This window comes from Parabacteroides acidifaciens, assembly GCF_003363715.1.
GTDB classification, from domain to species: Bacteria; Bacteroidota; Bacteroidia; order Bacteroidales; family Tannerellaceae; genus Parabacteroides; species Parabacteroides acidifaciens.
Window position 1 is genome coordinate 77,684 of the sequence record NZ_QREV01000005.1, and the last position, 26,267, is coordinate 103,950.

Below are 26,267 nucleotides of genomic sequence, written 5' to 3' on the forward strand. Positions count from 1 at the left end.
TATTACTTTTGTACCGCGATTAACAAGGCGAGGGAACAGCAAGTAAAAAAACAATGATGATGAGCCTTGTGGTTTTAATAGAGTAGAGAGAAAAAGTTATATAAAGTCAATCAATTAAATTAATTACAAGATGGCTACATTAGATTTAAGCAAGTACGGAATTAAAGACGTGAAGGAAGTTCTTCACAATCCGTCTTATGACGTTCTGTTCGCAGAAGAAACAAAACCAGGTTTGGAAGGCTTTGAAAAAGGTCAGGTAACTGAACTGGGTGCTGTAAACGTAATGACTGGTGTTTATACAGGTCGTTCTCCTAAAGATAAATTTTTCGTAAAGAACGAAGCCAGCGAAGATTCAGTATGGTGGACTTCTGAAGAATATAAAAACGATAACAAGCCTTGTTCTGAAGAAGCTTGGGCTGATCTGAAAGCTAAAGCTGTAAAAGAATTGTCAGGCAAACGTCTGTTCGTTGTTGATACTTTCTGTGGCGCTAACGAAGCAACTCGTATGAAAGTACGTTTCATCATGGAAGTAGCATGGCAGGCACATTTCGTAACTAACATGTTCATCCGTCCGACAGCTGAAGAACTGGCTAACTACGGAGAACCTGATTTCGTATGTTTCAACGCTTCTAAAGCAAAAGTTGACAACTACAAAGAATTAGGCTTGAACTCTGAAACTGCTACAGTTTTCAACCTGAAGACTAAAGAACAGGTTATCCTGAACACTTGGTACGGTGGTGAAATGAAGAAAGGTATGTTCTCTATCATGAACTACATGAACCCGTTGCGTGGTATCGCTTCAATGCACTGCTCTGCTAACACAAACATGGAAGGTACAAGCTCTGCTATCTTCTTCGGTTTGTCTGGTACAGGTAAGACTACTTTGTCTACAGACCCAAAACGTAAGTTGATCGGTGATGACGAACACGGATGGGATGACGAAGGTGTATTCAACTATGAAGGTGGTTGCTACGCTAAAGTTATCAACTTGGATAAAGAAAGCGAACCGGATATCTACGCTGCTATCAAACGTGACGCTCTTCTGGAAAACGTTACAGTTGCTGCTGACGGTAAGATCGATTTCGCTGATAAGAGCGTAACAGAAAACACTCGTGTTTCTTATCCGATCTATCACATCGAAAACATTGTTAAACCGGTTTCTAAAGGCCCGCACGCACAACAGGTTATCTTCCTGTCTGCTGACGCATTCGGTGTATTGCCTCCGGTATCTATCCTGAACCCGGAACAGGCTCAGTACTACTTCCTGTCTGGTTTTACAGCTAAATTGGCTGGAACAGAACGTGGTATCACTGAACCGACTCCTACTTTCTCAGCTTGCTTCGGTGCTGCTTTCTTGTCATTGCACCCGACAAAATATGCTGAAGAACTGGTTAAGAAGATGGAAAAGACTGGTGCTAAGGCTTATTTGGTTAACACTGGTTGGAATGGTTCTGGCAAACGTATCTCTATTCGCGATACTCGTGGTATCATCGATGCTATCCTGGACGGTTCAATCGACAAAGCTCCGACAAAAGTTATCCCGTACTTCGATTTCGTTGTACCGACAGAATTGCCGGGTGTTGATCCGAATATCCTTGATCCGCGTGATACTTATGCTGACGCTGCTCAGTGGGACGAAAAAGCTAAAGATTTGGCTGGTCGTTTCATCAAGAACTTTGCTAAGTTTACAGGTAACGAAGCTGGTAAGAAGCTGGTTGCTGCTGGTCCGAAATTGTAATTACATACATAACGACTATAAAGCGCAGGACTTCGGTTCTGCGCTTTTTTTGTATATATACATTAATTTTAGCACAAATGTTAGGATGTTTTAAAATCTATTTCTATCTTTACACCAAATTATCTGTTAATGTGGGATGTGAGGTATAAAATGATAAAACGTTTATTGCTGATCGTAGGAATTATTGTGTCTTTGTCATCATGTGGCGAAGATATTGCTTACCGGATAGAGGGCAAACTGACCAATCTGGAAGATCAGACCTTATATGCCGTTTTTGAAAATGATGATATAAAGGCGGTAGACACTGTCATTTGCGAGAAACCGGGTCAATTCCTGATAGAACGAAAACAAGGTGATTTCCGGGAAGTCACAATTTTCTTTGAGGATAAGACACATTGGGTCACTGTTTACCCTGAAAAAGGGGAAAAGGTGACAATTACCGGTGATGCCAATTATCCGACTATGCTGCGCGTGAAAGGAGGACATATAAACGATCGTCTTTCTGCCATAAAAAAAGAGTTGGCCCCTTTGTTGAAAGAGCAGGCTGATCTGATTCACCAACTTCATAATAGAGGTAAGGAGAGCGTTAACAATACGATAGAAGAGACAGATGTCGCTTCTCGTCTGGCGAATGTGAATCATTTGTTGAGTGAGGAAGTCGCAGCTGCCGTTAAGAAATATCCGGATGAGGAAGCTTCTGTGATATTGATCCAGAATTATTTTATGCATCCGGATGATACAAGGCGGATGGATGAACTGCTGGCTGTGTTGAATCCTAAATTGAAAGATTTCTATCTGGTACAGAAGTTACAGGAATATAGTGCACGGGCAAAGCGTACAGCTTTAGGAGCAGAAGCTCCGGGATTTAATGTGAAAAACATATATGGAGCGCCTGTTAGCCTGGATTCTTTCCCCCAAAGATATTTATTGCTTGCCTTTACGGCTCCCTGGTGCGATATGTGCCAGACGGAAGATCTGTATTTGGATAAAGTCGCAACAAAATATCCGAAGGACAAAGTGGATATGTTGTTGATTAGTTTGGATGACAATCAGAGTGAAGTTCGTAAAGTCCTTGCAAAAGACAGTATCGATTGGAATTTGGTTACTGACTCAGCCGGACAAGCGGCTATGTTGGTCGATTTATATAATGTAAGTGCTCTACCCCGTTGCTTCTTGATTGATGAAGAAGGGAAGATTATTCTGAAAACGGATAATGGAATGGAGATCAAGCACACACTGGAAAACTTAATAGAATAATGGATTTATTATTCATTGATTCTTAGTCTATAAGTCATAATTTATAATTCAAAATTCTTAACTATGTTAGTCAAGTCTTATGCTGCCGCCGTGCAGGGTATATCGGCAACGATCGTTACGATCGAAGTGAATTGCACAAAAGGTATCCAATTCTTTTTGGTAGGTCTTCCGGATGTAGCTGTCCGTGAAAGTCATGAACGTATCATTTCAGCCCTTCAAGTGAGTGGCTATAAATTCCCCCGTAACCGTATCGTGATTAATATGGCTCCTGCCGATATTCGGAAGGAAGGTTCTGCGTATGACCTGCCGCTTGCAATCGGTATTTTGGCCGCTGCAGAAGCATTGGATGCTTCTCGTCTGGACCAGTTTCTGATGATGGGTGAACTGTCGCTTGATGGTAGCCTGCAACCGGTCAAAGGGGTACTTCCGATTGCGATTAAGGCCCGGGAGGAAGGTTTCAAAGGCTTCATCGTGCCTAAGCAGAATGCCCGGGAAGCGGCTGTTGTCAATGATTTGGAAGTATATGGCGCCTCTACAATTAAAGAGGTAATCGAGTTTATTGCCGGGAAGCGGGATTTGGAGCCAACTGTTGTCAACACGCGCGAAGAGTTCTACGCCCGCCAGTTGCAGTTTGAATCTGATTTTTCAGATGTGCGTGGACAGGAAAACGTAAAGCGTGCGATGGAAGTGGCGGCAGCCGGTGGCCACAATCTGATCCTGATCGGCCCGCCGGGCAGCGGAAAATCGATGCTTGCCAAACGCCTCCCATCTATTTTACCCCCTTTTACTTTACAGGAGTCGCTGGAAACAACCAAAATACATTCAGTCGCCGGCAAAATAGGTCTGGAGACCTCTTTGATGACACAACGTCCGTTCCGTTCCCCTCACCATACGATTTCGAATGTGGCAATGGTTGGCGGAGGCGCTTTCCCCCAGCCGGGAGAGATCAGTCTGGCGCATAACGGTGTTTTGTTTCTTGATGAGCTGCCGGAGTTTAACAGGAGTGTCCTCGAAGTTATGCGGCAGCCTTTGGAAGATCGGACGATCACGGTTTCCCGTGCCCGTTTCTCTGTCGATTATCCGGCAAACTTTATGTTGGTGGCCTCTATGAATCCTTGTCCATGTGGTTATTATAATCATCCCGATCGTCCATGCCTCTGTTCACCGGGAGCTGTCCAGAAATATATGAACCGTGTTTCCGGTCCCTTGTTGGATCGTATCGATATCCAGATAGAAGTCGTACCTGTCCCCTTTGAGAAGATATCCGAACAGCGTCCCTCCGAATCCAGCGAAGCGATCCGTGAACGGGTGATGCAAGCCCGTGCCATTCAGGAAAAGCGTTTTGCCGGTTGCGAAGGCATTTACAGCAATGCGCAGATGACCTCCAAACTGCTCCACGAATATGCCGTGCCGGATGCTGCCGGCCTCTCCCTGCTGAAAGTGGCGATGCAACGTCTCAACTTGTCTGCCCGGGCCTATGACCGTATTCTAAAAGTATCCCGTACCATTGCCGACCTCGAAGCCTCTCCAAGTATTGAAGCACGCCATCTGGCGGAAGCAATCAACTATCGTAACCTGGACCGGGAGACATGGGGACAGTAAGAATTTTCTTTCTCTTCGTCTTTATGCTTCTTTTTTTCGTTTTCCTTCTTTAAGCAGGTAAAGTAATGATTATTTTCTTTTCCTTTGTTACTGAAAAGAAGATGTTATGGACTCGTTCGATATTTATATTACCCGGAAGCTTCCACTGGTCGGCCTGATCAGTGCGGTGTTTATCGTATATCCCAACATCGCCTGTATTCCCTGGGAGCTGAGATTCCTCAAAGCATCCGAACACGCCGGCTTTCTTGCGTTTTTTGTCTACCGCTTTTTTTTCTTTTGGGGGCTGATCTGCCTTCTGATACACTATAATCTGAAGAAGATGCCGGCCGCCCTGTTCCGGCAACGGTTGATGCGTAATTTCCTGTTTTCGCTGGTTGCCTATCTGATCTATGCCTCTGTTTCATACGGAGTCTCTTCCATGGGGATTCATACGGATGCGTTGGGCAGCATCCTGATCTTCCAGTTTTTCGTGACCTGCTTCCTTTGTACGTTTATCGGATATATATCGATGCTCTATTCCAGGCAGCGGGAAAAAGAGTCGGAGATCGAGCGCCTGCGTTTCGAGAACCTGCAGAGCCGGTGCGACGCGCTTGCCAACCAGATCAACCCGCACTTCTTCTTTAATTCGCTGAACGGGATATCCGCCCTGATCCGCAAGAAGGATGACGAGAAGACGCTGATGTATGTCTATCAGTTGTCCGACATCTTCCGGTATATCCTTCAGAGCGACAGGAAGGGACTGGTCTCCTTGCGGGAGGAGCTGGAGTTTATGCTTTCCTTCCAATATGTGATGGAAGTCCGCTTTGCCAACAAACTGGTCTTTTCCGTCCGGGTGGATGAGGAACGGAAGGACCGGCTGATGTTGCCCGTTCTTTCTTTGTTGCCATTGGTCGATAACGTGGTTGTACATAACACGATAGATAGCGAGCATAAGATGGAGATTTCGATTGTGCTCAACGAACTGGACGAACTGGTCGTCTCGAATCCTGTCTATCCGAAGCTATCCATCCCCGATACGAACGGTACCGGGCTGAAGAACCTGGAAAGCCGTTTCGCCCTGTTGATGGACAGGCAGATACGGATAGAGTCCACAGAAGAGACCTTCCGCGTTTATCTTCCTTTAAAATGAAAGCCGTATGAGAGTATTGATTGTAGAAGACGAAACTGCTGCTTATGAGAACCTGGTGGATATATTGAAAGAGGTGGCACCGGATATCCGGATTGCCGGGAATACGGAAAGCGTCACGCAGACTGTCCACTGGCTTCAGGAGAATCCTGCCCCGGAGCTGATTTTTATGGATATCCATTTGTCGGACGGCTCGGCGTTCAACATTTTTGACAAGATCGAGCTCGAGACGCCGATCGTGTTCACGACCGCCTACGACCGCTATGCGATAGAGGCGTTTAAGGTGAACAGTATCGATTACCTGCTGAAACCGATAAAGGTGGAAGACATCCGGCATGCACTGGCCAAATACGGCAAGCTGAACCGGCAGGATATTCTCCAATACCTGTCCCAATTAGCACGGTTGGCGCCTGCCCCCAAATACAAGGATAAACTGCTGGTTCCCTATAAAGACAAGCTGTTGCCGGTCAACCTGAAAGAGGTCTCCTGTTTCTATACCTCCGACAAAAGCACATGCATCTATTTGAAGGACGGGACGCAATATCCTTATTCCAAGACACTCGAACAGATCATGCCTTCACTCGATCCGGCGGACTTTATCCGGGCGAACAAACAGTTTATCGTCAACAGAGACAGCATCTCCGACATAACGGTTTGGTTCGATAACCGTCTGCTGGTGACCCTGGATGTGGAAGTCCCCGAACGTATCTATGTAAGCAAGAACAAGGCTTCCGAATTCAAGTCGTGGCTGGTGAGCGACTGAGCGGCATTTCGCGATGATCCACCTTTTTTTCGTTTTGGTGAAGTGCCTGTGTATATGTAAAGTAGAATTTTTGCATCTTTGTAGTTATATTTTTAACCAATAATGAGATACGCGATGTTAAGAAAGATTAGACTAATGGCGGCCACGTTGTGTTTCGTGCTTATCACACTACTGTTCCTCGACTTTACGGGGACGTTGCACGGATGGTTCGGATGGCTTGCCAAGATCCAGTTCTTGCCTGCCGTGCTGGCTTTGAATGTGGGTGTTGTGTTACTTTTAATTCTCCTGACGCTGGTGTTCGGACGTATTTACTGCTCCGTGATTTGTCCGTTAGGTGTTTTTCAGGATGTGATAGCGAGGTTCGGCAGGATAGGGAAGAAGTTGCCCTATTCCTATTCGCCTGCGCTTTCCTGGTTGCGCTATGGAGTGCTGGCCGTTTTTGTGGCGGCTTTAGTGGCGGGGGTTGGTTCCTTTGTCGCTTTGCTGGCGCCTTACAGTGCCTACGGGCGTATTGCCAACAGCTTGCTCCAGCCGCTTTGGATGTGGGGCAATAATTTGTTGGCCTATCTGGCGGAACGGATGGACAGCTACGCCTTCTACGAGGTGGATGTCTGGATGAAGAGCCTGTCGACGCTTTTAGTTGCGGTCGCTACGGTGGTCGTGCTTTTCGTCTTGGCCTGGCGGAACGGGCGTACGTACTGCAATACGATCTGTCCGGTGGGGACAGTGTTGGGCTTCATCTCCCGCTTTTCCCTCTATCGCATCACGATCGATACGGAGAAATGCAACAGTTGCGGCCTCTGTACCCGCCAATGCAAGGCGGCCTGTATCGACGGCAAGCAGCATAAAGTAGACGGCAGCCGTTGCGTTGTCTGCATGAATTGCCTGGATGTTTGCCGCAAGAATGCACTTTCGTATGCTCCGGTATGGAAAGCGAAGAAGCAGGAAACGGACCAACCGGCAACAGAAGACAAAACAAATCTTTCCCGCCGCAGAGCCTTGTCGACAACAGCCCTCGTTCTTATGGGCGGTGCGTTGAAAGCGCAGGAAAAGAAGGCGGAAGAGGTCGAGATGAAAAGAGACGGTGGACTGGCGCCGATCAAGGAACGGAAAGAGCAGGAACGGTTGACGCCTATCGTCCCGCCCGGTGCACAAAGCATACGCAACATGAGACAGCATTGCACCGCTTGCCAGTTGTGCGTTTCGGTCTGTCCCAGTCATGTGTTGCGCCCTTCCGGCGGCCTGATGACCCTGATGCAGCCGGAGATGTCTTACGAGCGCGGCTATTGCCGTCCCGAATGTACGAAATGCTCCGAGGTATGTCCGGCGGGTGCGATCCTGCCGATCACGAAAGAGGATAAGTCGTCTGTCCAGATCGGCCATGCCGTATGGGTGAAGGCTAACTGTGTGCCGATCACCGATGGTGTCGAGTGCGGCAACTGTTCCCGCCATTGCCCGACGAATGCGATCGAGATGGTGGCATCCGACCCTGCCGATCCGAAATCCCTGAAGATACCGGCTATCAATGTCGAACGATGCATCGGTTGCGGTGCTTGCGAGAACCTTTGTCCTTCGCGCCCGCTGACGGCTATCTATGTGGAAGGCCATGAAAGGCATCGAGTTATATAATCCGTTTTAAAGAATAAATCTATGAAAGATCAATATATCAACCGCCGTGATTTTCTGAATATAGTAGGCATCACGGCTGCGACGACAACAGCCGCCCTTTACGGCTGTGCCCCGAAAGATCAAAAAGGTTCCGGCAGCAAGGGCTCTTCGCCTGTCCCGACCGACAAGATGACTTACCGTTCGTTCCCCAGCTTGGGAGATGATAAGGTATCCCTGCTGGGCTATGGTTGTATGCGCTGGCCGACAATCCCTTCTCCCGACGGAAAAGGCGATCTGATCGATCAGGATGCGGTCAACGAACTGGTCGACTATGCCATTGCCCATGGTGTGAACTATTTCGATACGGCCCCCGTCTACGTGCAGGGCTGGTCGGAGAAAGCAACGGGGATCGCCCTGAGCCGTCATCCGCGCGAATCGTATTATCTGGCGACCAAGCTGTCTAACTTCTCGAACTATACGCGCGAGAACTCGATCGCCATGTACCGCCGCTCGCTGAGCGAACTGCAAACGGACTATCTGGATTACTACCTGCTCCACTCGATCGGTGGCGGAGGGATGAAGATGTTCAACGAACGTTACATCAACAACGGGATGCTTGACTTCGTGATGAAGGAACGTGAAGCGGGACGTATCCGCCACTTGGGCTGGTCATTCCACGGGAAGCCGGATGTCTTTGACGAAGTGCTGGCTTTGCACGACACGGTGCATTGGGACTTCGTGCAGATACAGATGAATTATGTCGACTGGCGTCATGCCACGGGAAACAATGTAAACGGCGAATATCTGTATCAGGAGTTGGAAAAACGGAATATACCCGCCATTATCATGGAACCGTTGTTGGGTGGCCGCCTGTCGAACGTTCCCCAGCATATCATGATGCGTTTGAAGGAACAGCGTCCCGAGGATAGCGTTGCGTCGTGGGCTTTCCGCTTTGCCGGTTCTCCCGAACTGGTCCTGACGGCATTGAGCGGTATGACCTATATGGAACATTTGCAGGATAATATCCGTACTTATTCCCCGCTGGTTCCGCTTACCGATGCGGAAAAAGACTTCCTGGAAGAGACGGCGCAATTGATGATCAAATATCCGACAATCCCCTGCAACGACTGCAAGTATTGTATGCCATGCCCGTATGCGATTGATATCCCGGCTGTGCTGCTTCACTATAATAAGTGTGTGAACGAAGGAAATGTCCCGAAAAGCCGGACGGACGAGAACTACCGGAAAGCGCGCCGCGCCTTCCTGGTGGGCTACGATCGCAGCGTGCCGAAATTGCGCCAGGCTGATCATTGCGTCGGGTGCGACCAATGCAACGAGCATTGTCCCCAATCGATCGACATACCGAAAGAGTTGCAGCGCATCGATAAGTTTGTCGAACAGTTGAGGCAGGAGACGCTGTAAAACCGGAAATCATCTCATTAAACAGGAATAGGCCATGAAGAAAAAACTAATTGCACTACTCGTCGTCTTGATTCTGATCCCCGGTTGGACATCCGCCCAGCAAGCCTATTTTATAGACGGATATCATGGTGGAATCTACGGGCATTATCCGGTCGGACAGACCGCCTTTATCGCCCTCAAGTTGCGCCAGAATCCGGATTGGCGCGTGAACCTCGAGATCGAACCGGAGTCGTGGGACGTGGTCAAGCAACGCGACCCCGAAGGATATGCCGCCTTTAAGCGCTTGTTCAAAGACCAGTCGGTGGAGACCGGGCGGATCGAATATGTTAATCCGACGTATGCGCAAAGTTATTTCTTCGGCACTTCGGGCGAAAGCGCGATCCGGCAGTTTGAATATGGGATGCAGCTGATACGGAAACATTTTCCGGAAGCTGAATTCACCACTTATTCGGCTGAAGAGCCTTGCTTCACGAGCTGTCTGCCTACGATCCTGAAGTCTTTTGGTTTTTCGTACGCTTCCACCAAGAACCCGAACACGATGTGGGGCGGATATGTCAATGCTTACGGTGGGGAACTGGTGAACTGGGGGGGACCGGACGGCACGAAGTTACTCACTGTTCCCCGTTATGCCTGTGAGAATTTGTCGCCCAACTCGACCTGGACATCTGTTGCCAGCTACAATTCGAAAGAATATATACGTAAATGCCTGGCAGCAGGTATCGGGAATCCGGTGGGAATGTGTATCCAGGATGCTGCCTGGAGTCATGGTTGGGATAACGGACCCTGGCTGGGACGGGATACTTCCGCCTATTACACGCCGACGGCCTATAAGACCTGGCGCGATTATATCCGGAACTGTTCTGTCGGAACGACTACGGACGACTGGCACGCAACGCAGGAAGATTTCTTGCCCGGCTTGATGTGGGGAACCCAGGTCATGCAACGCCTGGCAACGGAAGTGCGCACCTCGGAAAACGCAATCGTGCAGGCTGAGAAAATGGCGGCTTACGGACGTTTGTATAAAGGCATGGAATGGCCTGTCGAACGGATTGACGAAGGATGGCGGACACTTCTGTTGTCACAACACCACGATTGCTGGATTGTCCCTTACAATAATTTAAAGGATAATAAAAACTGGGCGGAAACAGTCACGGACTGGACAGCTTCGACAAACCGGATCAGCCGCGAGGTCATCCGGGAAGCGCTCGGTTTGATGACCGAAAAGGGACAGACGGCCGTGCGTGTCTATAACACGTTAGCGACGGAGCGCGATGAGCTCGTCTCCGTCGAGGTCCCCGGTGCCTGGGCAAGTGACAAATGGGTGGTAGCCGACAGAAAAGGCAAGACCTATCCTGCGCAGTTGGTTGCGGAAAACGGGCATACCCGGTTGTTCTTCCGGGCACAAGTCCCTTCTGCCGGTTACGCCTCGTACGCCCTTCGCAAAGCGGAGCCTGCAAAGACGAACGGTCCCCGGATCACACAAAACGCGGATGGAACCTATCTGCTGGAAAGTGATTTATACGCCTTGGTTATCGACCCGTCCCGGGGAGGAATTATACGCAGCCTGAAGTCTGCGAAGGCCCGGGGGCACGAGTATGTCGACCGGACGGATGAACGTAGTTTCAATGAGATGCGCGGTTATTTCGTGGACGAAGGACGGTTTATCTCCAGTACGGAACAGCCGGCAAAAGTCCGGATAGTGGAACAGGGACCCCTGTTTGCCACTGTTGCGATAGAGGGCCGGATCGGCAATCATCCGTTTACGCAAACCATCCGCCTGGTGCAGGGCGATCCGCGTATCGAGATGCGTGTGAAGTTGGATTGGAAAGGTAATCCGCATATCGGTGAACCGGGTATCCCGTTTGATTCGAAAAATCCCCGGAAAGCATTTTATGACGACCGCTACAAGCTGTTGGTGCATTTCCCTGTCAACCTTCCGGAACAACAGATTTATAAGAATGCGCCTTTCGATGTTTGCGAAAGCCGTCTGGAGAACACTTTCTTCAACCGGTGGGACAGTATCAAGAACAATCTTATCCTGAACTGGGTCGATTTGGGAAGCCGGAATAAGTCGTACGGCTTGGCTCTTTTCACCGACCATACCACCTCTTATGCACACGGACAGGATTTCCCGCTCTCGTTAGATCTTCAATATGCCGGAAAAGGTCTTTGGGGAAGGGATTATGATATCACCCGTCCAACGGAGATCACCTATGCCATCATGCCCCACACCGGCACATGGGAAAAGAGCCGCCTGTGGACTTGGAGCGAGCGGCGCAATGAACCGCTGTTAGCAACCCTTACCGGCGATTCTTCTCCCGACTCCGGTTCTTTCTTCCGGATAGAAGATCATGCATACGAGCTGGTGTCCATGACCTGCAAGGGGAACGACCTGTATATCCGTCTGTTTAATGCACAAGGAAACCAAGCCCCCAAAACGCTGACCTTCTCGGTGGAAGACATGAAGGCTTGCCTGGTGGAACTGGACGGACGTCCCGCGGGGGATTTGGCTGTGTCCAAGAAGAACAAAGCTTCATCCGTCACGTTCTCCATCCCCCGGTATGGAATAAGGACATTGAAAATAAGCGATATCTTCTAACTGTTTCTGTATTCCAACGGCCCCATTCCGACATTGCGTTTGAAATATTTGCCGAAGAAGGACATGTTGGTGAAGTTCAGCGAATAGGCGATATCGTGGATGCTCAGGTTTGTCGATTTCAACTGTGTTTTGGCATCCATAATCACCATCAGGGTAATGATCTCGACACAGGTTTTACCGGTTGTCTGTTTGACGATCGTACTGAGGTGTGCCGCAGTTATGCCAAGCTTTTTGGCATACCACGCAACGTTTCGTTGCGTGGTATAGTTCTGCATCACCAGGCGGCTGAAGTTCTTACTGATCTGTTCGGCTTTGGATATGTTTGCCTTGCTTTGGATTTTGTCCTTGTGCATGGCGCCCACTCCCATCAGTATTCCGGACAGAAGGTGGTTCAGAATATCTTTGTTTAACCGGGAGCCACAAACCTCGTATGTTTTAAGAAGTAATGAAAAGTAGTCTTTCAACAGTTGCGCGTGCTGCTCTTTCAACTCGATGATCGGGTTGTCTTTGACTGCATAAAGCATATCCATTGCCGATTTACCGATATTGGAATGTTCGATAAAATCCGACGAGAATCCCATAAAATAGATCTGCAAATCCCCCTCTACCTTATGGATTTGTAAAATCGTACCCGGCAATATCGTGATAAAGCTGCCCGGCTTCACCTGCTTGCGCGTCAGATTGACAGAGGCTTCAATTTCCCCTTGCATGCAAAGCACGAATATCTCCGCTTTCAACCGGCACGGATAATTGGCATACAGGCTGAGCAAACCGATATCGTTGTGAGTAAGATTTCCGATGATCCAATCCTCGGGAAGGTCTATTTTAGGAATGTCGTTCTCCATATTTGTGTTTATTATCTCCTTCGCAAAGATAAACGGATTTTGCGGAAAATCTATACAAGTATTGAAAAATAGGACTTCATCGTCGGGAATTTTACAATAAGCCCCCTTTTCGGCTGTTTTTCTATTTCGTCCGAAATTTTGATCGATTTTGGATTGACTCTTTTCTCTGTTTTAGCCTTGTGGGCTGACACCGGATGGAACGAGGTGCCGAGGTCGTCCCGGAAAATGTGCAAATTGATTACCGGAAAGTTGAAATGCCGACAAAGTGATAAAGCTTAACTCCCGGAGAATCGAATATTTGAAAACAAAACGGACGGCGTCCCAAATATCCCAAGGAAATTCAGGTGCTTTTTTGCCCTTTAGACGGTCCTCTTTCCAATTACGACCGTCCAAATCGCCATTACGACCGTGCTAATCTTCGCGAGGTGCCGAGTGCACTACACATTAGCACGGTCGCAATGGCAAAGAGGACGGTCGTAATGGCTGGAAACGCTCAAAAAAGAGGAAAAAGTCCCTTTTTGAGGTCGAAAAAGCGGATTAACATTTGTTTTGTTTCGGCTGTCTTTTGAACCTGAAAAATACGTTTTTTACAATAAGTCCCCCCTAAGTAGTTGAAAGTTGAAAGTTAAGAGTTGAAAGTTAGAAGGGATCATATTTAAGAAAATCTGAACCTGCAAATGATGATTTAGCAACCTTGTCTTAGGGCTGTAAGCCCGGCAGATCTCAGCCCAAGGCGTGAGCCTTGGGTTAAGGAAACGTCCACCTCCCCCTCTTAGCCCTGTAAGGGCGGCACCGGTAACATCTTGTGTCACAAGGTATCGCCCTTACAGGGCTCGAAGACAGGAGGTGGTCCTATTTAAACCCAAGGCTCACGCCTTGGGCTATGATCTGTCGCCCTTACAGGGCTTTGGGCGGTTCGCGAATCGCCTACAGGGGGGGCTTATTGTAAAAAACGGATTTTTTGAGCTCGAAAGGTTCCCTAATTCAAACAAATGTCAACCCACTTTTCAGCTGTCAAAAAGGGGCTTTTTCCTATGATTCGGCACCTTATCGCCATGAAGAGGGACTTTATCGCTCTGATCCGGAACTTTGTTGCTCTGAAGTCAGACTTCATATAGCACGAAGTCAACCTTCAGAGCGATGAAGCGTTACTTCAAGGCAATTTTCTGCGCACCTCACGGCAACAAGCCTCCAAAATTTCCTTGGGATATTTGGAACACCGTCCGTTTTGTTTTCAAATATTCGATTCTCCGGGAGTTAAGGTTTATCACTTTGTCGGCATTTCCATCTTCCGGCAATCAATTTGCACGCTTTTTGGTATGGGCTCGGCACCTCATTTCATCTGTTGTCATCCGAGCCGGTTAAAACAGAGAAAAGAGTCAATCCAAAATCGATCAAAATTTCGGACGAAATAGAAAAACAGTCGAAACAGGGGGTTATTGTAATCATTTGGTTTACGTTTCCTATGTTGGTAGTTGAGGGTTGTAAGGGTCATCTCCCAACCGGATACCATAAAAAACAGAACACTGTGTATTACTATATGAGGACTTTACTGTATGCTCATACCTTGATTTCTAAAGAAAAGAACACGTAATCGGATAAATAGACCTTGTGGAATTTTGGGGATTGTCGTTATTTTGCAGCGTTTTTTGGGGAGAAGGGGCGAAAATCATAAGGTGTATGTGTTTTTTCAAGAAGGTATAGTCTGAAGTTTAGGTAAATAACGATTTCTTATTAGATGAAAGAATGTATAATTGAATATAGTCTCGGGAGGACTACCGCATTATTAATTTGTGTATTGGGAGTGCTTGTAAGTGTATCTTCCTGCGATTCCGATCGTGTAAATGCCGGTGGAATTGGAAAACTGCGTTTGTCATTATCTGCTGATACGACTTCTTTGAATAAAGGTGTCAATAGCCCGACTAAAGCTTCCGTTTCGGATGAATTTGAGAAATTCCTGACTACAGGTGATTACAAAATTCGCATCGTGCAAGGGTCCGATACCGTCCTGTCGTATGACCGCTTCGATGGAATGCCCTCAGAAATAGAATTGAAAGAGGGTGCCTATTCCATGATCGCCTATAAAGGCGACAACCTCCCTTCCGCATTTGAAAATCCCTATTTTGAAGGAAATTCCGATTTTACGGTGAAAGCTGACATGAGTACGCCTATCGATGTGACTTGTACGTTGGGGAATGCACGGGTGACGGTGGATTATACGGAAGATTTTAAAAAAATCTATTCAAGCTATACAGCATTATTAAAAACATCTTTTACATCAACTGATATGAAAATTACGAAAGAGGAAACTCGTCCGGCTTATTTTCAGGTAGCAAAAGATGGTTCAGAATTAAAGCTTACTCTCCTCTTAACTAAAGTTGGAGAAACAAAAGAAATTAAGTTTTCCGTTCCTACAGCAATCCCATTAGAGCGTCGCCAAAGTGTACGCCTAATATTTAAAACGGATGGGACGTCTAACGGACTCGGATTAGATATTTGGTTGGATGATGAACTCAATGAGCAACCTTTATGGGAGGACATCCCAGGATATATGGAATAATGAATATTGTTTAATCGTGAAAAGAATGAAACTGATAATATCTTATATTGTGATACTTGCATCTGCATTTGTATTAAGTGGATGCAACGAAGAGGTTACGCCGAATACTTTATTTTCTGCCGGAGAAGGAGGATTAAACCTATTGCTGCCAACAGTAGAGGAAGATATAAAAATACCTGTTATCTACACTCGTGCTGACACTACTTTGAATGTGGAAGTTGATCCGAACGTTTTTGCTGTTGAGATTGATGGTCCGAAACCCAAAAGTTTTGACTCGTTCTCGGCGATGCGTGATTCAGGAGTTCCACTTCTTTTACCTATTGGATCTTATGTGGTAAAAGCTTATTTCCCAATAAATGTGGAGCATGTTTCTGAAGAGCCTTACTTTGAAGGAATCCAATCATTTGAAATAGTAGAAAAACAAACTACAAATGTAGATTTTGTATGTAAGTTTAAATCATTGGGGGTTGAACTTCAATTATCAGATCGTTTTAAGAAGCTATTGGAAGAAAAGCCCTATAGTTATGATTATAGAGTTACAGTCTTGAATGGTAAGGCTGATAAAGAATTTAACAAAGAAAATATGAGTCCCTGCTATTTTAAAGAAGGATGTGAACGATTAGTCGTTAAAGTAAATATTGTAATGAATGGTTTACCTTTTCCGGAGCGGACTTGGTATTTTACAAATAATGGAAATGCACCTCGACAGGGAGAGTATTATGTGATAACATTAGATGCTGGCAAAAGTGATGTGAAAATGACATCTTTCTTATATAATAAAGAGGAGGGAGAGAAATGAAACTACAAAAATATACTTATATAGTAGGTCTGTTTTTATCATTAGCATTGTTTTCATGTGAAATGAAGAAAGATTTGTTAGGGGGGAAAGATAAAACGGATAGCGGAAATAGTGAAATACCATTGGATCAAGCGGGTTTATTGGATTTGGAATTGAAACCATATAAAGAGGCTGACATTCCCGATACAAAAGGGGGGATATCTGGTTCTGATGTGACTGTTATAGACGTGAATGATTTTACTGTGGATATATTGGATAGTATCGGTCAGGTATATAAACATTACGAGAGTTATTCGGAACTTAAAGGTGAAGGAGGATTGTTATTGCCGATCGGGAAATATTCGGTACGCGCTACATTGGGCGAAGATGTGAATGCCGGCTTTGATGCCCCTTTTTATTCTGGTTCAAATGCTTGTGAAATATCACCTAAAGAGGTTATAAAGGTTATTACGGATTGTGTATTGAGTAATAAGAAGATTGTATTTCGTTGTTCAGACGAATTTCTTTCAAAGTTTAGTGATGATTATTCTGTTGTAATAGATAATGGGAGCGGAGCGTTATCTACATTTAAAGATGAAACTCGTATCGCATATCTTAAAAATACAGGTGTCTTGCAATTCACTCTTTATGCTACAACCGCGAATGGCGCAAAAGATTTGATATATAGTTTAGATTTATCAAAAAATTCGGAGGTACAGGAACATAATAATATATTAGTAGATTTAGGAATTGTGGATGAAATCCCGGACGAGAAGCCCAGTGATCCTACAGGGCCCACTGATCCGGATGAACCGGAAGATCCAGGAGATGATAAGCCTGAAATTGAAGTGCCTGTTAAAGCTCCTCAAATAAAGGTTGATATATCTTTAGTTGAAAGAGATTATATAATAGAAATACCTTCAAATATCGTAGATCCGGATGATCCAAGCGGTGGGGAAGAAGAACCTACGGTTGGTAAACCAACAATTGTAGGGCAGGGCTTTGATATAAAAAATCCGGTTACGGTTCCTAAGAGTAATCCGAATAAGGTTGTAAAAGTCTCGATTAATACTCCGGGAAAATTAAAAGTATTGCAAGTTGATATTTCGGAAGGACTTTGGGTTGCATTGGATGTGGTTAAATTGGATCATAGTTTTGATATGTGTAACCCTACGGACCAACAAAAAGAAGCATTGCAAAATGTCAAGTTGCCATTGCCAACCCCTAATGTCGAGGAAAATGAATTTGATATTACTGAGTTTGTCCCAATGATAGCTAAGACTATCGGAGTTGGAACGTATGATTTCAAAATAACGGTAAAGGATCATGCAGGTCAATCGACAACAGCAACGTTAACAATTGAGGTTACAAATAATTAATATGTGCGGAATGAAATATTATATCTATAGTTGTTTATGTCTTTTGTTTATCTTAGGATGTGTTTCCTGTAATGAAGATAAAAGCAGCATAGCCCCAACTGGAACTCTTTGTTTAAGTGTGGATCGGAATGATGCCTTATCGACAAAAGCTCTCAAGGAGGTGACGGATGAGGTGTTGAATGTATATATTGCAAATTCGGATGGGGATACAATAAAGACCTATAACGATTATCTTAAAGAGGTGCGCAATGAGAAAATATTATTGCCGATCGGTACATATAAAATTACTGTATGCTCCAACCAGTCAGAAGAAGCAGGATGGGAAAAACCTTTTTATGTCGGAGAAAAGTCTGTAGAGATAAAATCGGGTGAAATAACAACAACAACTGTTACTTGCACTATTGCAAATACAAAAGTGTCGGTCTTTTATACTGATGATGTCAAAAACGTTTTTGTAGACTATATAACGACAGTAAGCAATAGTTGTGGTTCGCTGACTTATGTCCGTGATGAATATCGCTCAGGCTTTTTTATACCGGAAAAGTTAGTTGCCGATTTGAAATTGGTCCGAAAGAAAGATGGACAAGAATTTTATCTAAGAAGGGTATTTCCTGATATAGAGCCTCGCTTTCATTATACATTATCATTTAGAATGGCTTCTTCTTCGGAAGACGAAGCGGGTGGAGATTTTAATCTCACTGTAGACAAAGATGCCGAAAGAGTGGATTGTGAAATAGTGATTGATGAAAGTACATTGGAACATCAAGATGTCCCTGAAATTAAGTTGTCAGAATCTTTTGAAGATAATAAAATCATATTGAAAGAAGGCCAGTCAGTCCCAGCAGCATCTTTGTCAATTAAGTCATTGGTTGGCTTGCAATCATTAGTGGTAGAGGCGAATTCTGAATTGTTTCAATCAGAAGGTCTTCTGTCTTTTGACTTGTTACATTTGGATGATGTAACAAATATGACATTGAGTGGACTTAAATTCCCTGTTCCGGCAAATCAGGAAAACTATAATGATCTGAATCTTGATTTTAATGAATTGCTGAGTTTTCTGCTGGAAAAAATAAAAGTAGAATTAGATACAAAAATACATACGTTTACTTTCTATGCAATGGATAAGTTGCATCAGGAAGTATCTCAGACCGTTACTTTTGATGTCAGTCCTAAATTACCGGCTAAGACGGTAAAAGCAAATGCTTTTGCCAAATATGCATATTTATATGGTGAAAGTTCTGAATCGACTGGTTTGGGATTCAAATATAAGTTGGAAGGTGAAAGTGAATATAAAACGATAGAGGCTAATCCTGAGTCGGATGGAACTTTTTCTGCTTTGATTACAAATTTGCAGCCCGGTAAAACATATGTGTATTATGCAATTGCCGGAGAGGACCTAAAAGGTGCAGAAAAGACATTTAATACAGAAAAGGATGAGAATCTTCCGAATGCAAGTTTTGAAGAATGGAATGGTAATAATCCTTGGGCTTCCGGTTCTATAACTGATTTTTGGGATACAGGAAATGGTGCAGCCTCTGCTGCAAGTTTAGTCTTGACACAGTCCTCTGATTATGTTCCTGATAATATGACAGGGAAGTCTGCTTATTTGAAGTCTCAGTATAAAAAATATATAGGGCAAGATATTTTTGCAGCCGGAAATCTTTTCTCTGGTGTTTTTGGAGGAATTGTTGATTTGAAAGGGGCAGATATGAACTTTGGCCAGCCGTTTACTTCTCGTCCAAGCAAATTGACCGGATATTATAAATATATATCTGTTCCAATAGATTGGGATAAAAAAGGAGGTCTGAATGGAAAAAATGATCGCTTCCATATCTATGTGATGTTGGTGTATTCAAAACATTATCTTAATACATTAAAGCAAGAAACATTCTTTGATTACGATAAGATAAAAAGGGGGGAAGATCCTGGTGTCATTGGTTTTGGTGAGTTGACAAATGAAAAAATAGAAAATGGGGAAGATGTTACACCTGCAGTGAATATGGCAGCTTATGAGAAGTTTGAAATTCCGATAGTTTATTATAAAGAGGATAAACCTTCATATATAATTGTAACATGTACTTCCAGTAAATATGGAGATTACTATACAGGTGGAATCGGAAGTCAGATGTGGGTAGATGCTTTTGAATTAATATATGATGATGCACCAAATAACGAATAAATGAAAAAAATAGGATTAAGTATAGTATGCCTGTTGGTTTCTGTTGCTGTGATGGCAAGAGGGAACAAATACGACAGAGGGATTGAAATGAAAACTTTCATTCCGAAAGGGCAATGGATGGTGGGGGCGACATTCTCCTACTCGGAACATGTTGATGATAATTTTGAATTTATGTCTGTATTGAAAGATATTGATTCGGAAGGATATTCTTTTAAAGTAACTCCTTTAGTCAGTTATTTCATACGGGATAATATTTGCATAGGCGGACGCTTGGCTTATTCGCGTTCCTATACTAAGCTGGATAACCTTTCTTTAGCGTTAGGTGATGATATCAATATTTCAATTGATGAATGGAATGATAAGTCGAATACTTATACAGCAACAGCCTTTATTCGTACCTATCTGAATTTGGGTGATAGTAAACGATTTGGTCTTTTTAATGAAGGCAGGGTTGCATATGGCTATTCTGAGGGCACGAGTAGTAATGATTTTGGAGGGGGATTGAGTGGCGTTTATCAATTGAAGCACAATCTGAATATCGGAGTAGCACCGGGGATAACTTGCTTTGTAAATGATATTGTTGCTGTAGAGGCCTCAATTGCTGTCGCCGGTCTTAATTTTAACTGGTATGATCAGAATAAAGATCAAGTAGAAAAGGGAAAACGTACATCCAGTTCTGCGAATTTCAAGATTAATTTATTATCCATCGATTTAGGTATTGTATTTTATTTGTAGCTTAAATGAATATCAAAATTAGATATACGCTTTGCTTCCTCTGCATATTCTTTTGGAGTTGTGTGGAAAATGATTTGCCGGAACGAGTGGTCGTTTGCGGTATAGAAGAAATGCAGGTTGAAGGGATGGTTTCATGTAAAATTACGGATGAAACTTCTACCGTTACAATTAAAGTTATAGATACAATGGATTTGCATAAAATACAAGTGGAGAAGTTGATCGTAACAGATATGGCAACCATTTTCCCGGACTCATCTGCTTGTATGGATGTTTCCCGTTTCCCTGATTCAAGTTTTGAATCTTTGGATCAACTGCCGGAAGATGCAAATACATTTATGGATTTTAGTAAGCCTGTCCTTTTTCGTTTGAGTTTATATCAAGACTATAAATGGACTATAAATGTTACACGTGATATTAATCGGAGTATTAAGGTTAAGAATCAGGTTGGAACAGCCTTGATTGATGAGAATACCAAACAAGTTGTGGTGTATGTAGACTCTGTTTCTCAGCCGTCTTTGCGTAATATTGAGATTTTAAGTATGCAACTTGGTAGCTCGATCGCCAAAACGGAGCCGGAACCAAGTCTGGTAACAGATTTTACTCGTCCCCGTGTCTTTTTCGTTTCGGCTTTTGGTGAAAGGGAGAAATGGACAGTAAGCGTACAATATCCTACGGCGAATGTCCAAACAACAGAGCTTTCAGCATGGACACGAAGGGCATATTTAAAAGGTTCAACTTTAACTGGCAATGTTTCTGTTGAATATCGAAAGAAAGGAGAAGAGATGTGGGAATCTGTTCTTTCAAATGAAATGAGTTATACTGAAGGTGAATTTCTGGCAATGATGACTCATTTGCAGCCTCAGACAACATATGAATATCAAATGAATATCGATGGTAAGAGCAGTGATGTAGCAGAATTTGTAACTGACTCAATCAGCCAAGTCCCTAATCTCTCATTTGAAGATTGGATAATGGATAGTAAAGCATGGTATCCGAATATAGATATGGATGACGCCAATCACTTTTGGGATTCGGGAAATGACGGAGCGAGTATAGCTTCCCGTAACCCTACCAGCCCGGAGACGAAGGAAGTGATAAAGGGTAAGGCTGTACGTATGGCTTCTGATTATATTGATATGGCATCCAAGTTTGCTGCAGGTAATATTTATACTGGTCGATTTATACAGGTTACGTCTGATTTAAGAGGGGCTGAACTTGATTTTGGCCAAAAATATGAGAGCCGTCCTTCCGGAATAAAGGGGTATTATAAGTATACCCCTGGTATAATCAATCAGGTGAAGCCACCTTTTGAAGGATTGTTGGGGCAAACAGATTCATGTCATATCTATATGGCATTATTTGATTGGACCGGCCCATTTCGGGTAAATACGACAAAAGGTATATTTGTTGATTTGACATGGAAAAATGAATCGATGATTGCTTTTGGTGAGATGAAGACTAATCAGGCAACAGATACTTATAAGGCATTTAATGTGCAGTTGCAGTACCGCGATTATTTTAAAAGGCCGACTTATATACTGATTGTGGCTTCTGCAAGTAAGTATGGTGATTATTTTACGGGTAGTACGAGTAGTGTATTGCTTTTGGATGAGTGTGAATTGGTATTTGAATAAAAGTTTTGTATATGGTTGTAAATAGCAAGTTCTCTTTTTTTAAAAACACTATATCAATTGCAGCGTTAATGCTTTTATTGATTATGTCACAGGTTGTGTATGCTCAAGATGTAACTGTTGTGACAGATGTAACACAATTAAGAAGTGCTGTTAAGGATGGGAAATCTTATATAAAATTGGCGTCTCCTGATGGGAATATAGAATTAGGGGAGAATCCTTTAGAAATAAAGGATGGAACTATAATATTGGATTTGAATGGACAGACTTTGTCTGCTATAAATGCAGCTAATATGAATGAAGCAATTTGTATAAAAGTCAATGGGGCGAATGCTAATTTGAAATTAAAGGATAACGGTAATGGTGGAATTTATGTGAAAGGAAGAAAGGCTGATGATAAGGGGAAATATAGTATTTCAAGTGGAGATAATGGCGCAAATGCTTCGGCAATAGTCTTAACAGAAGGTTCTATTTTAATAAAAGGTGTAACTTTAAATATAGAGCCAGGGGCTGGAGGAAAAAAAGGTGGTTCAGCCTTTTTGGGAAGTGATGGTAAACAAGGTAATGCAACTTTTATACGTTCTGAGAATGGTGTAAAATATAAAGACATAATAGCAGAAGGTTGTATTTTAAAGCAAGGAACTAATATTATAACAAATTTAGATGTTACTGAATTAAAATTTGAAGCAACATCTTCTATTTATTATGTAGAACAAGTAACCTACAAACTAACTTACGATACAAAGGGGGGTGAAAATCCTTCTCGCATATTAGAATCCTACACAATTGATGATAATGATTTAGACTTGCCTATCCCTGGTAAAAGTGGATATAATTTTGATGGATGGTATAAGGATGATGAAAAGCTTAGTAGTGTAGCTCCTTTCCCAAGAGCGACAGAGAATCCTTATTTGATGAATTTGATTGCTCATTGGGATCCGATAAAATACAAAATTACATATCATTTGGATGAAGGAGAGAATCCAAATGATGCCATTGATGTATATACAATTGAATCTGCAGTTACTTTGAAAGAGGCCTCTAAAGATGGGTATCGATTTATGGGATGGTATGATAATGCAAACTTCAGTGGAAATAAAGTGACTACTATATCTGAAGGTTCTGCCGGTGATAAGTCTTTTTATGCAAAGTGGTCTCAGATATATAATTTGACATATCATGCGAATGGCGGCATTATGCCCGACTCTTATTCTCTGACTTATATCAAAGAAGACACTAATACTCCATTCTTGTTGCCTGTTCCAACTCCGCAAAATGAAAATTATACGTTTATGGGATGGTGTGAGAAAGCCGATTGTTCTGATGCTCCAATTTTGGAATTGCCCGAAGGAAGTATTGCCGATAAGGTCTTATATGCAAAATGGAATGAAACTTATCATATAACCTATCATTGGCTTGTCCCTGCGGATAAGCCTACGATGAAAGAAATGGTTGATAAAACGATTTCTTATACAAAGGATGATGAAGTTATATTGTCTGATTCGATAAATGGTGCATATAAAGTAGGTGGTTGGTACGATAATCCGGATTTAACCGGAGAGGCTAAATCATTTGTAATACCAAAAGGAACAAAAGAAAACTTCCATTTTTATGCGAAATGGATTCCTGTTGTTTATACTATTAAATATGAAACTTATTACGGCTCTTTCCCTGCCGGTATAACTGTTCCAACTGAATATACCTATGAATCGGGAGATATCAACTTGCCTTATCCTGTACGGGGTGGTTATACTTTTAGCGGTTGGTTCACCGATGCAGCCTTGACTAAAGAAGCCGTTTCTTTGGCAAAAGGTTCGATGGGAAATAAAACTTTCTATGCGAAATGGACACTTGGTAATGTTGTTAGTATTTCCCAACCTGCCAATGGAAAGATTAAAGTAACGAGTGGAAATCTGGAAATTAAAAACAATGAAAAGGTCGGAGCCGGGATTGCCTTGAAGGTTACGGCTACACCGGATTCATCTATTTATAGTTTAGTAAAACTAAGGATTGGGGATAAAACATACACCTCAAGTCCGGTTGATACGATTATGCCGGGTTCTGATGGGCTTACTATTTCTGCTGAATTTGCAGATAATCGCCCTGCTGTTTCTGCCCCGAAGATCGTAACGAATCCAGTTTCTACTGATTTTATTGCAGCGGGTGAAAGTGTGACGGTCACTTTAGAGAATACCGATAATACCTCTACATTATATTATAGTTTGGATGGCTCTACACCGAAACTTTATTCAAAGCCCTTCCAAGTCAGTAGCTTGACAACGGGTAAGACCATACAAATAGTCGCATACGCCAAAAAGGAAGGATATAAGGATGGTATAGCTACGCGTGATATTGTTTTTGCTGCGGGAAAGATAACGATCACATTTGATTTGCCTAAAGGAATTACTGCGGTTAATCCAGAAGGTGGTGAAGTCGTGTCGGCTATAGCGACTGGCGGATCATTTGAATTTAAACTGGTTATAGATAAGAATTATTTTGAATCGTTGGATTCTTTGGTTGTTTCGGTAGGTGGTAAAAATATAACACCTGATAGCCAAGGTGTTTATACTTTGACGGGCAACACCTCGAACGTAGTTGTTAAAGTGACTGGCATAACCGGAATTAAGCATAAGGTTGTTTTGTCGCAGACAGCTAACGGTTATATCTATTTTACAAGTGATGAAAATGCGGGTTCTTCGCAAATTGTTAATTATGGCGATCGTATATCCATAACAGCCAGGCCGGATGAAGGTTATAAGTTCTTTACTTGGTCTGATGGTATAACGGATAATCCTCGTATTGTAACGGTAGAGAAAGATACGACTATCCAAGCCCGTTTCGTACAGGAAGATCCGGGTTATTTGGTTGTTCTTCCTACTCTTACCGGTGTTAAAGTGAAGCCGTTGACCGGTTATCCTACGGAAGTAAAGAAGGGTGGAACGTTTAAATTCTATATTAGCAAAGATGCGGATTATAGCGAATCAGAACCGGAAGTGTATGCAAATGGAGAGAAACTGACTGTTTATAAAGATGTTTATAGTGTTTATAATATAACAAAGAACATCGTGATAGCTGTCAATGGAATCAAACTGAATGAGATGAAATTGGATTTACCTGAAAATGTTTCCGGTATCCACCTGGAAACAGGTAAAGATGTGAAAGATGGTGGTTTGACACCTGTTTCTATGATTGCTATTCGGGCAATGGCTCCGTCTGGTAAAACGTTCTCTATGTGGAATGATGGAAAGGCTGATAATCCGCGTATTATAGCTGCGAAAGATGCCGGACAACTTTTGCCGTTGTTCGTCGAGGCTTCTGATGAACCGGTGGTTAAGGTTGAACTTCCTGTCTTGATGGGGGCTGGGGTTGGCACTGTGAATGCTAACTCTGATGCTGTTGCGTTAGGAGGTGATATTCAGTTGAAACTTGTTGTTCTTCCTCAATATAGCAATAGTCAAATTAAAGTTACTGCTAACGGGGATGTGTTGGATACTGATTTGTCTCTTCGAGCTTCTTCAGAAACAAAAACGTTATTTTATAATTTGAAGAAGGTGACAAAGGACGTGAAAATAGATGTTTCAGGGTTGGAGATCAACAACTATAAATTTTCATTGCAACAGACTGTGGGTGGTACGATAAGAGCGGATAAAACCGGTTCGTTGAAACATGGAACCGTCGTAACACTGACTGCGTCACCAGTAAATGGTAGTATATTCTTGAAATGGAGTGATGGTAATACATTGAATCCATATGCTTATACTTTGACTGGCGATTGTGTCATGAGTGCTCAATATGGAAATGCAGATATTCCATTGGCTAATGCAGATATTCAACTCGGAGATATACGGATTTATGCTATTGATAATATGTTACATGTCGAGACGGAACAGCCTGCCCGTTTATCTGTTTGGAACTTGGGGGGACTGCAGATAAAAAGCGAAACTCTTCCCGGAGGACATTCTGCTTATCAAATGTCTGCCGGAACATATGTGGTAAAAGTGGGAGAACAAGATGCTGTAAAGGTTTTCATCCGGTAATATCTAAA

Annotated in this window: 16 protein-coding genes; 15 read left to right on the forward strand and 1 reads right to left on the reverse strand. The window is 43.5% G+C overall.

Going from position 1 to position 26,267, the window contains the following annotated elements; genetic code table 11:
• Nucleotides 1-130: 130 nt before the first annotated feature.
• The 8 genes from pckA to DWU89_RS03605 all read left to right on the forward strand — a co-directional run bounded on the left by pckA (nt 131) and on the right by DWU89_RS03605 (nt 12,115).
• Entirely contained in the window at nt 131-1,738 is a 1,608-nt protein-coding gene (gene pckA, locus DWU89_RS03570) for a phosphoenolpyruvate carboxykinase (ATP) (RefSeq protein WP_115498303.1), read from the forward strand.
• A gap of 150 nt (nt 1,739-1,888) precedes the next feature.
• On the forward strand, nt 1,889-2,995 hold the full coding sequence (locus DWU89_RS03575) for a TlpA disulfide reductase family protein (RefSeq protein WP_187574913.1): 1,107 nt from the start codon (nt 1,889-1,891) through the stop codon (nt 2,993-2,995).
• A gap of 63 nt (nt 2,996-3,058) precedes the next feature.
• Complete coding sequence (locus tag DWU89_RS03580; RefSeq protein WP_115498305.1) at nt 3,059-4,597, forward strand: YifB family Mg chelatase-like AAA ATPase; 1,539 nt, start codon at nt 3,059-3,061, stop codon at nt 4,595-4,597.
• Between the two features lie 106 nt (nt 4,598-4,703).
• On the forward strand, nt 4,704-5,726 hold the full coding sequence (locus DWU89_RS03585) for a sensor histidine kinase (protein WP_115498306.1): 1,023 nt from the start codon (nt 4,704-4,706) through the stop codon (nt 5,724-5,726).
• Between the two features lie 7 nt (nt 5,727-5,733).
• Nucleotides 5,734-6,486: a LytR/AlgR family response regulator transcription factor gene (locus tag DWU89_RS03590; RefSeq protein ID WP_115498307.1), complete on the forward strand. Its 753-nt coding sequence runs from the start codon at nt 5,734-5,736 to the stop codon at nt 6,484-6,486.
• Between the two features lie 114 nt (nt 6,487-6,600).
• Nucleotides 6,601-8,115, forward strand: coding sequence for a 4Fe-4S binding protein (locus DWU89_RS03595; RefSeq protein WP_115498308.1), 1,515 nt, complete (start codon nt 6,601-6,603; stop codon nt 8,113-8,115).
• A gap of 21 nt (nt 8,116-8,136) precedes the next feature.
• Nucleotides 8,137-9,516: an aldo/keto reductase gene (locus DWU89_RS03600; RefSeq protein ID WP_115498309.1), complete on the forward strand. Its 1,380-nt coding sequence runs from the start codon at nt 8,137-8,139 to the stop codon at nt 9,514-9,516.
• Between the two features lie 34 nt (nt 9,517-9,550).
• Nucleotides 9,551-12,115: a glycoside hydrolase family 38 C-terminal domain-containing protein gene (locus DWU89_RS03605; protein WP_115498310.1), complete on the forward strand. Its 2,565-nt coding sequence runs from the start codon at nt 9,551-9,553 to the stop codon at nt 12,113-12,115.
• On the opposite strand, the gene DWU89_RS03610 is transcribed toward DWU89_RS03605, so the two are convergent.
• The gene (locus tag DWU89_RS03610) at nt 12,112-12,960 is read right to left on the reverse strand and encodes a helix-turn-helix domain-containing protein (RefSeq protein ID WP_115498311.1); all 849 of its coding nucleotides are present in this window, start codon (nt 12,958-12,960) and stop codon (nt 12,112-12,114) included. The genes DWU89_RS03605 and DWU89_RS03610 overlap by 4 nt on opposite strands.
• Nucleotides 12,961-14,698: 1,738 nt before the next feature.
• Here DWU89_RS03610 and DWU89_RS03615 point away from each other — a divergent pair.
• From DWU89_RS03615 to DWU89_RS03645, 7 genes are read left to right on the forward strand one after another with little or no spacing between them, the layout of a single operon-like run.
• Nucleotides 14,699-15,520, forward strand: a complete 822-nt coding sequence (locus tag DWU89_RS03615; RefSeq protein WP_115498312.1) for a DUF4493 domain-containing protein — start codon at nt 14,699-14,701, stop codon at nt 15,518-15,520.
• Nucleotides 15,521-15,545: 25 nt separating this feature from the next.
• Nucleotides 15,546-16,319 (forward strand): DUF4493 domain-containing protein, encoded by a 774-nt coding sequence (locus DWU89_RS03620; RefSeq protein ID WP_158543322.1) that lies wholly within the window; start codon nt 15,546-15,548, stop codon nt 16,317-16,319.
• A complete protein-coding gene (locus DWU89_RS03625; protein WP_244205842.1) occupies nt 16,316-17,677 on the forward strand; it encodes a DUF4493 domain-containing protein in 1,362 nt (453 codons plus the stop codon). The genes DWU89_RS03620 and DWU89_RS03625 overlap by 4 nt, the downstream gene beginning before the upstream one ends.
• 10 nt (nt 17,678-17,687) lie before the next feature.
• The gene (locus DWU89_RS03630) at nt 17,688-19,856 is read left to right on the forward strand and encodes a DUF4493 domain-containing protein (protein ID WP_158543324.1); all 2,169 of its coding nucleotides are present in this window, start codon (nt 17,688-17,690) and stop codon (nt 19,854-19,856) included.
• Nucleotides 19,857-20,591 carry a hypothetical protein gene (locus tag DWU89_RS03635; RefSeq protein ID WP_115498315.1) on the forward strand — a complete coding sequence of 245 codons (735 nt, stop codon included), beginning with the start codon at nt 19,857-19,859 and terminating at the stop codon, nt 20,589-20,591. It begins immediately after the preceding gene.
• Nucleotides 20,592-20,596: 5 nt separating this feature from the next.
• On the forward strand, nt 20,597-22,225 hold the full coding sequence (locus DWU89_RS03640; RefSeq protein ID WP_115498316.1) for a PCMD domain-containing protein: 1,629 nt from the start codon (nt 20,597-20,599) through the stop codon (nt 22,223-22,225).
• 11 nt (nt 22,226-22,236) lie between these two features.
• On the forward strand, nt 22,237-26,259 hold the full coding sequence (locus DWU89_RS03645) for an InlB B-repeat-containing protein (RefSeq protein ID WP_115498317.1): 4,023 nt from the start codon (nt 22,237-22,239) through the stop codon (nt 26,257-26,259).
• The last annotated feature ends 8 nt before the right edge of the window (nt 26,260-26,267 follow it).

What these genes read in the sequence shown, in the direction of transcription:
- pckA (WP_115498303.1), top strand. Translation starts at nt 131, where the DNA reads ATGGCTACATTAGATTTAAGCAAGTACGGAATTAAAGACGTGAAGGAA.
- DWU89_RS03575 (WP_187574913.1), top strand. Translation starts at nt 1,889, where the DNA reads ATGATAAAACGTTTATTGCTGATCGTAGGAATTATTGTGTCTTTGTCA.
- DWU89_RS03580 (WP_115498305.1), top strand. Translation starts at nt 3,059, where the DNA reads ATGTTAGTCAAGTCTTATGCTGCCGCCGTGCAGGGTATATCGGCAACG.
- DWU89_RS03585 (WP_115498306.1), top strand. Translation starts at nt 4,704, where the DNA reads ATGGACTCGTTCGATATTTATATTACCCGGAAGCTTCCACTGGTCGGC.
- DWU89_RS03590 (WP_115498307.1), top strand. Translation starts at nt 5,734, where the DNA reads ATGAGAGTATTGATTGTAGAAGACGAAACTGCTGCTTATGAGAACCTG.
- DWU89_RS03595 (WP_115498308.1), top strand. Translation starts at nt 6,601, where the DNA reads ATGTTAAGAAAGATTAGACTAATGGCGGCCACGTTGTGTTTCGTGCTT.
- DWU89_RS03600 (WP_115498309.1), top strand. Translation starts at nt 8,137, where the DNA reads ATGAAAGATCAATATATCAACCGCCGTGATTTTCTGAATATAGTAGGC.
- DWU89_RS03605 (WP_115498310.1), top strand. Translation starts at nt 9,551, where the DNA reads ATGAAGAAAAAACTAATTGCACTACTCGTCGTCTTGATTCTGATCCCC.
- DWU89_RS03610 (WP_115498311.1), bottom strand. Translation starts at nt 12,960, where the DNA reads ATGGAGAACGACATTCCTAAAATAGACCTTCCCGAGGATTGGATCATC.
- DWU89_RS03615 (WP_115498312.1), top strand. Translation starts at nt 14,699, where the DNA reads ATGAAAGAATGTATAATTGAATATAGTCTCGGGAGGACTACCGCATTA.
- DWU89_RS03620 (WP_158543322.1), top strand. Translation starts at nt 15,546, where the DNA reads ATGAAACTGATAATATCTTATATTGTGATACTTGCATCTGCATTTGTA.
- DWU89_RS03625 (WP_244205842.1), top strand. Translation starts at nt 16,316, where the DNA reads ATGAAACTACAAAAATATACTTATATAGTAGGTCTGTTTTTATCATTA.
- DWU89_RS03630 (WP_158543324.1), top strand. Translation starts at nt 17,688, where the DNA reads ATGAAATATTATATCTATAGTTGTTTATGTCTTTTGTTTATCTTAGGA.
- DWU89_RS03635 (WP_115498315.1), top strand. Translation starts at nt 19,857, where the DNA reads ATGAAAAAAATAGGATTAAGTATAGTATGCCTGTTGGTTTCTGTTGCT.
- DWU89_RS03640 (WP_115498316.1), top strand. Translation starts at nt 20,597, where the DNA reads ATGAATATCAAAATTAGATATACGCTTTGCTTCCTCTGCATATTCTTT.
- DWU89_RS03645 (WP_115498317.1), top strand. Translation starts at nt 22,237, where the DNA reads ATGGTTGTAAATAGCAAGTTCTCTTTTTTTAAAAACACTATATCAATT.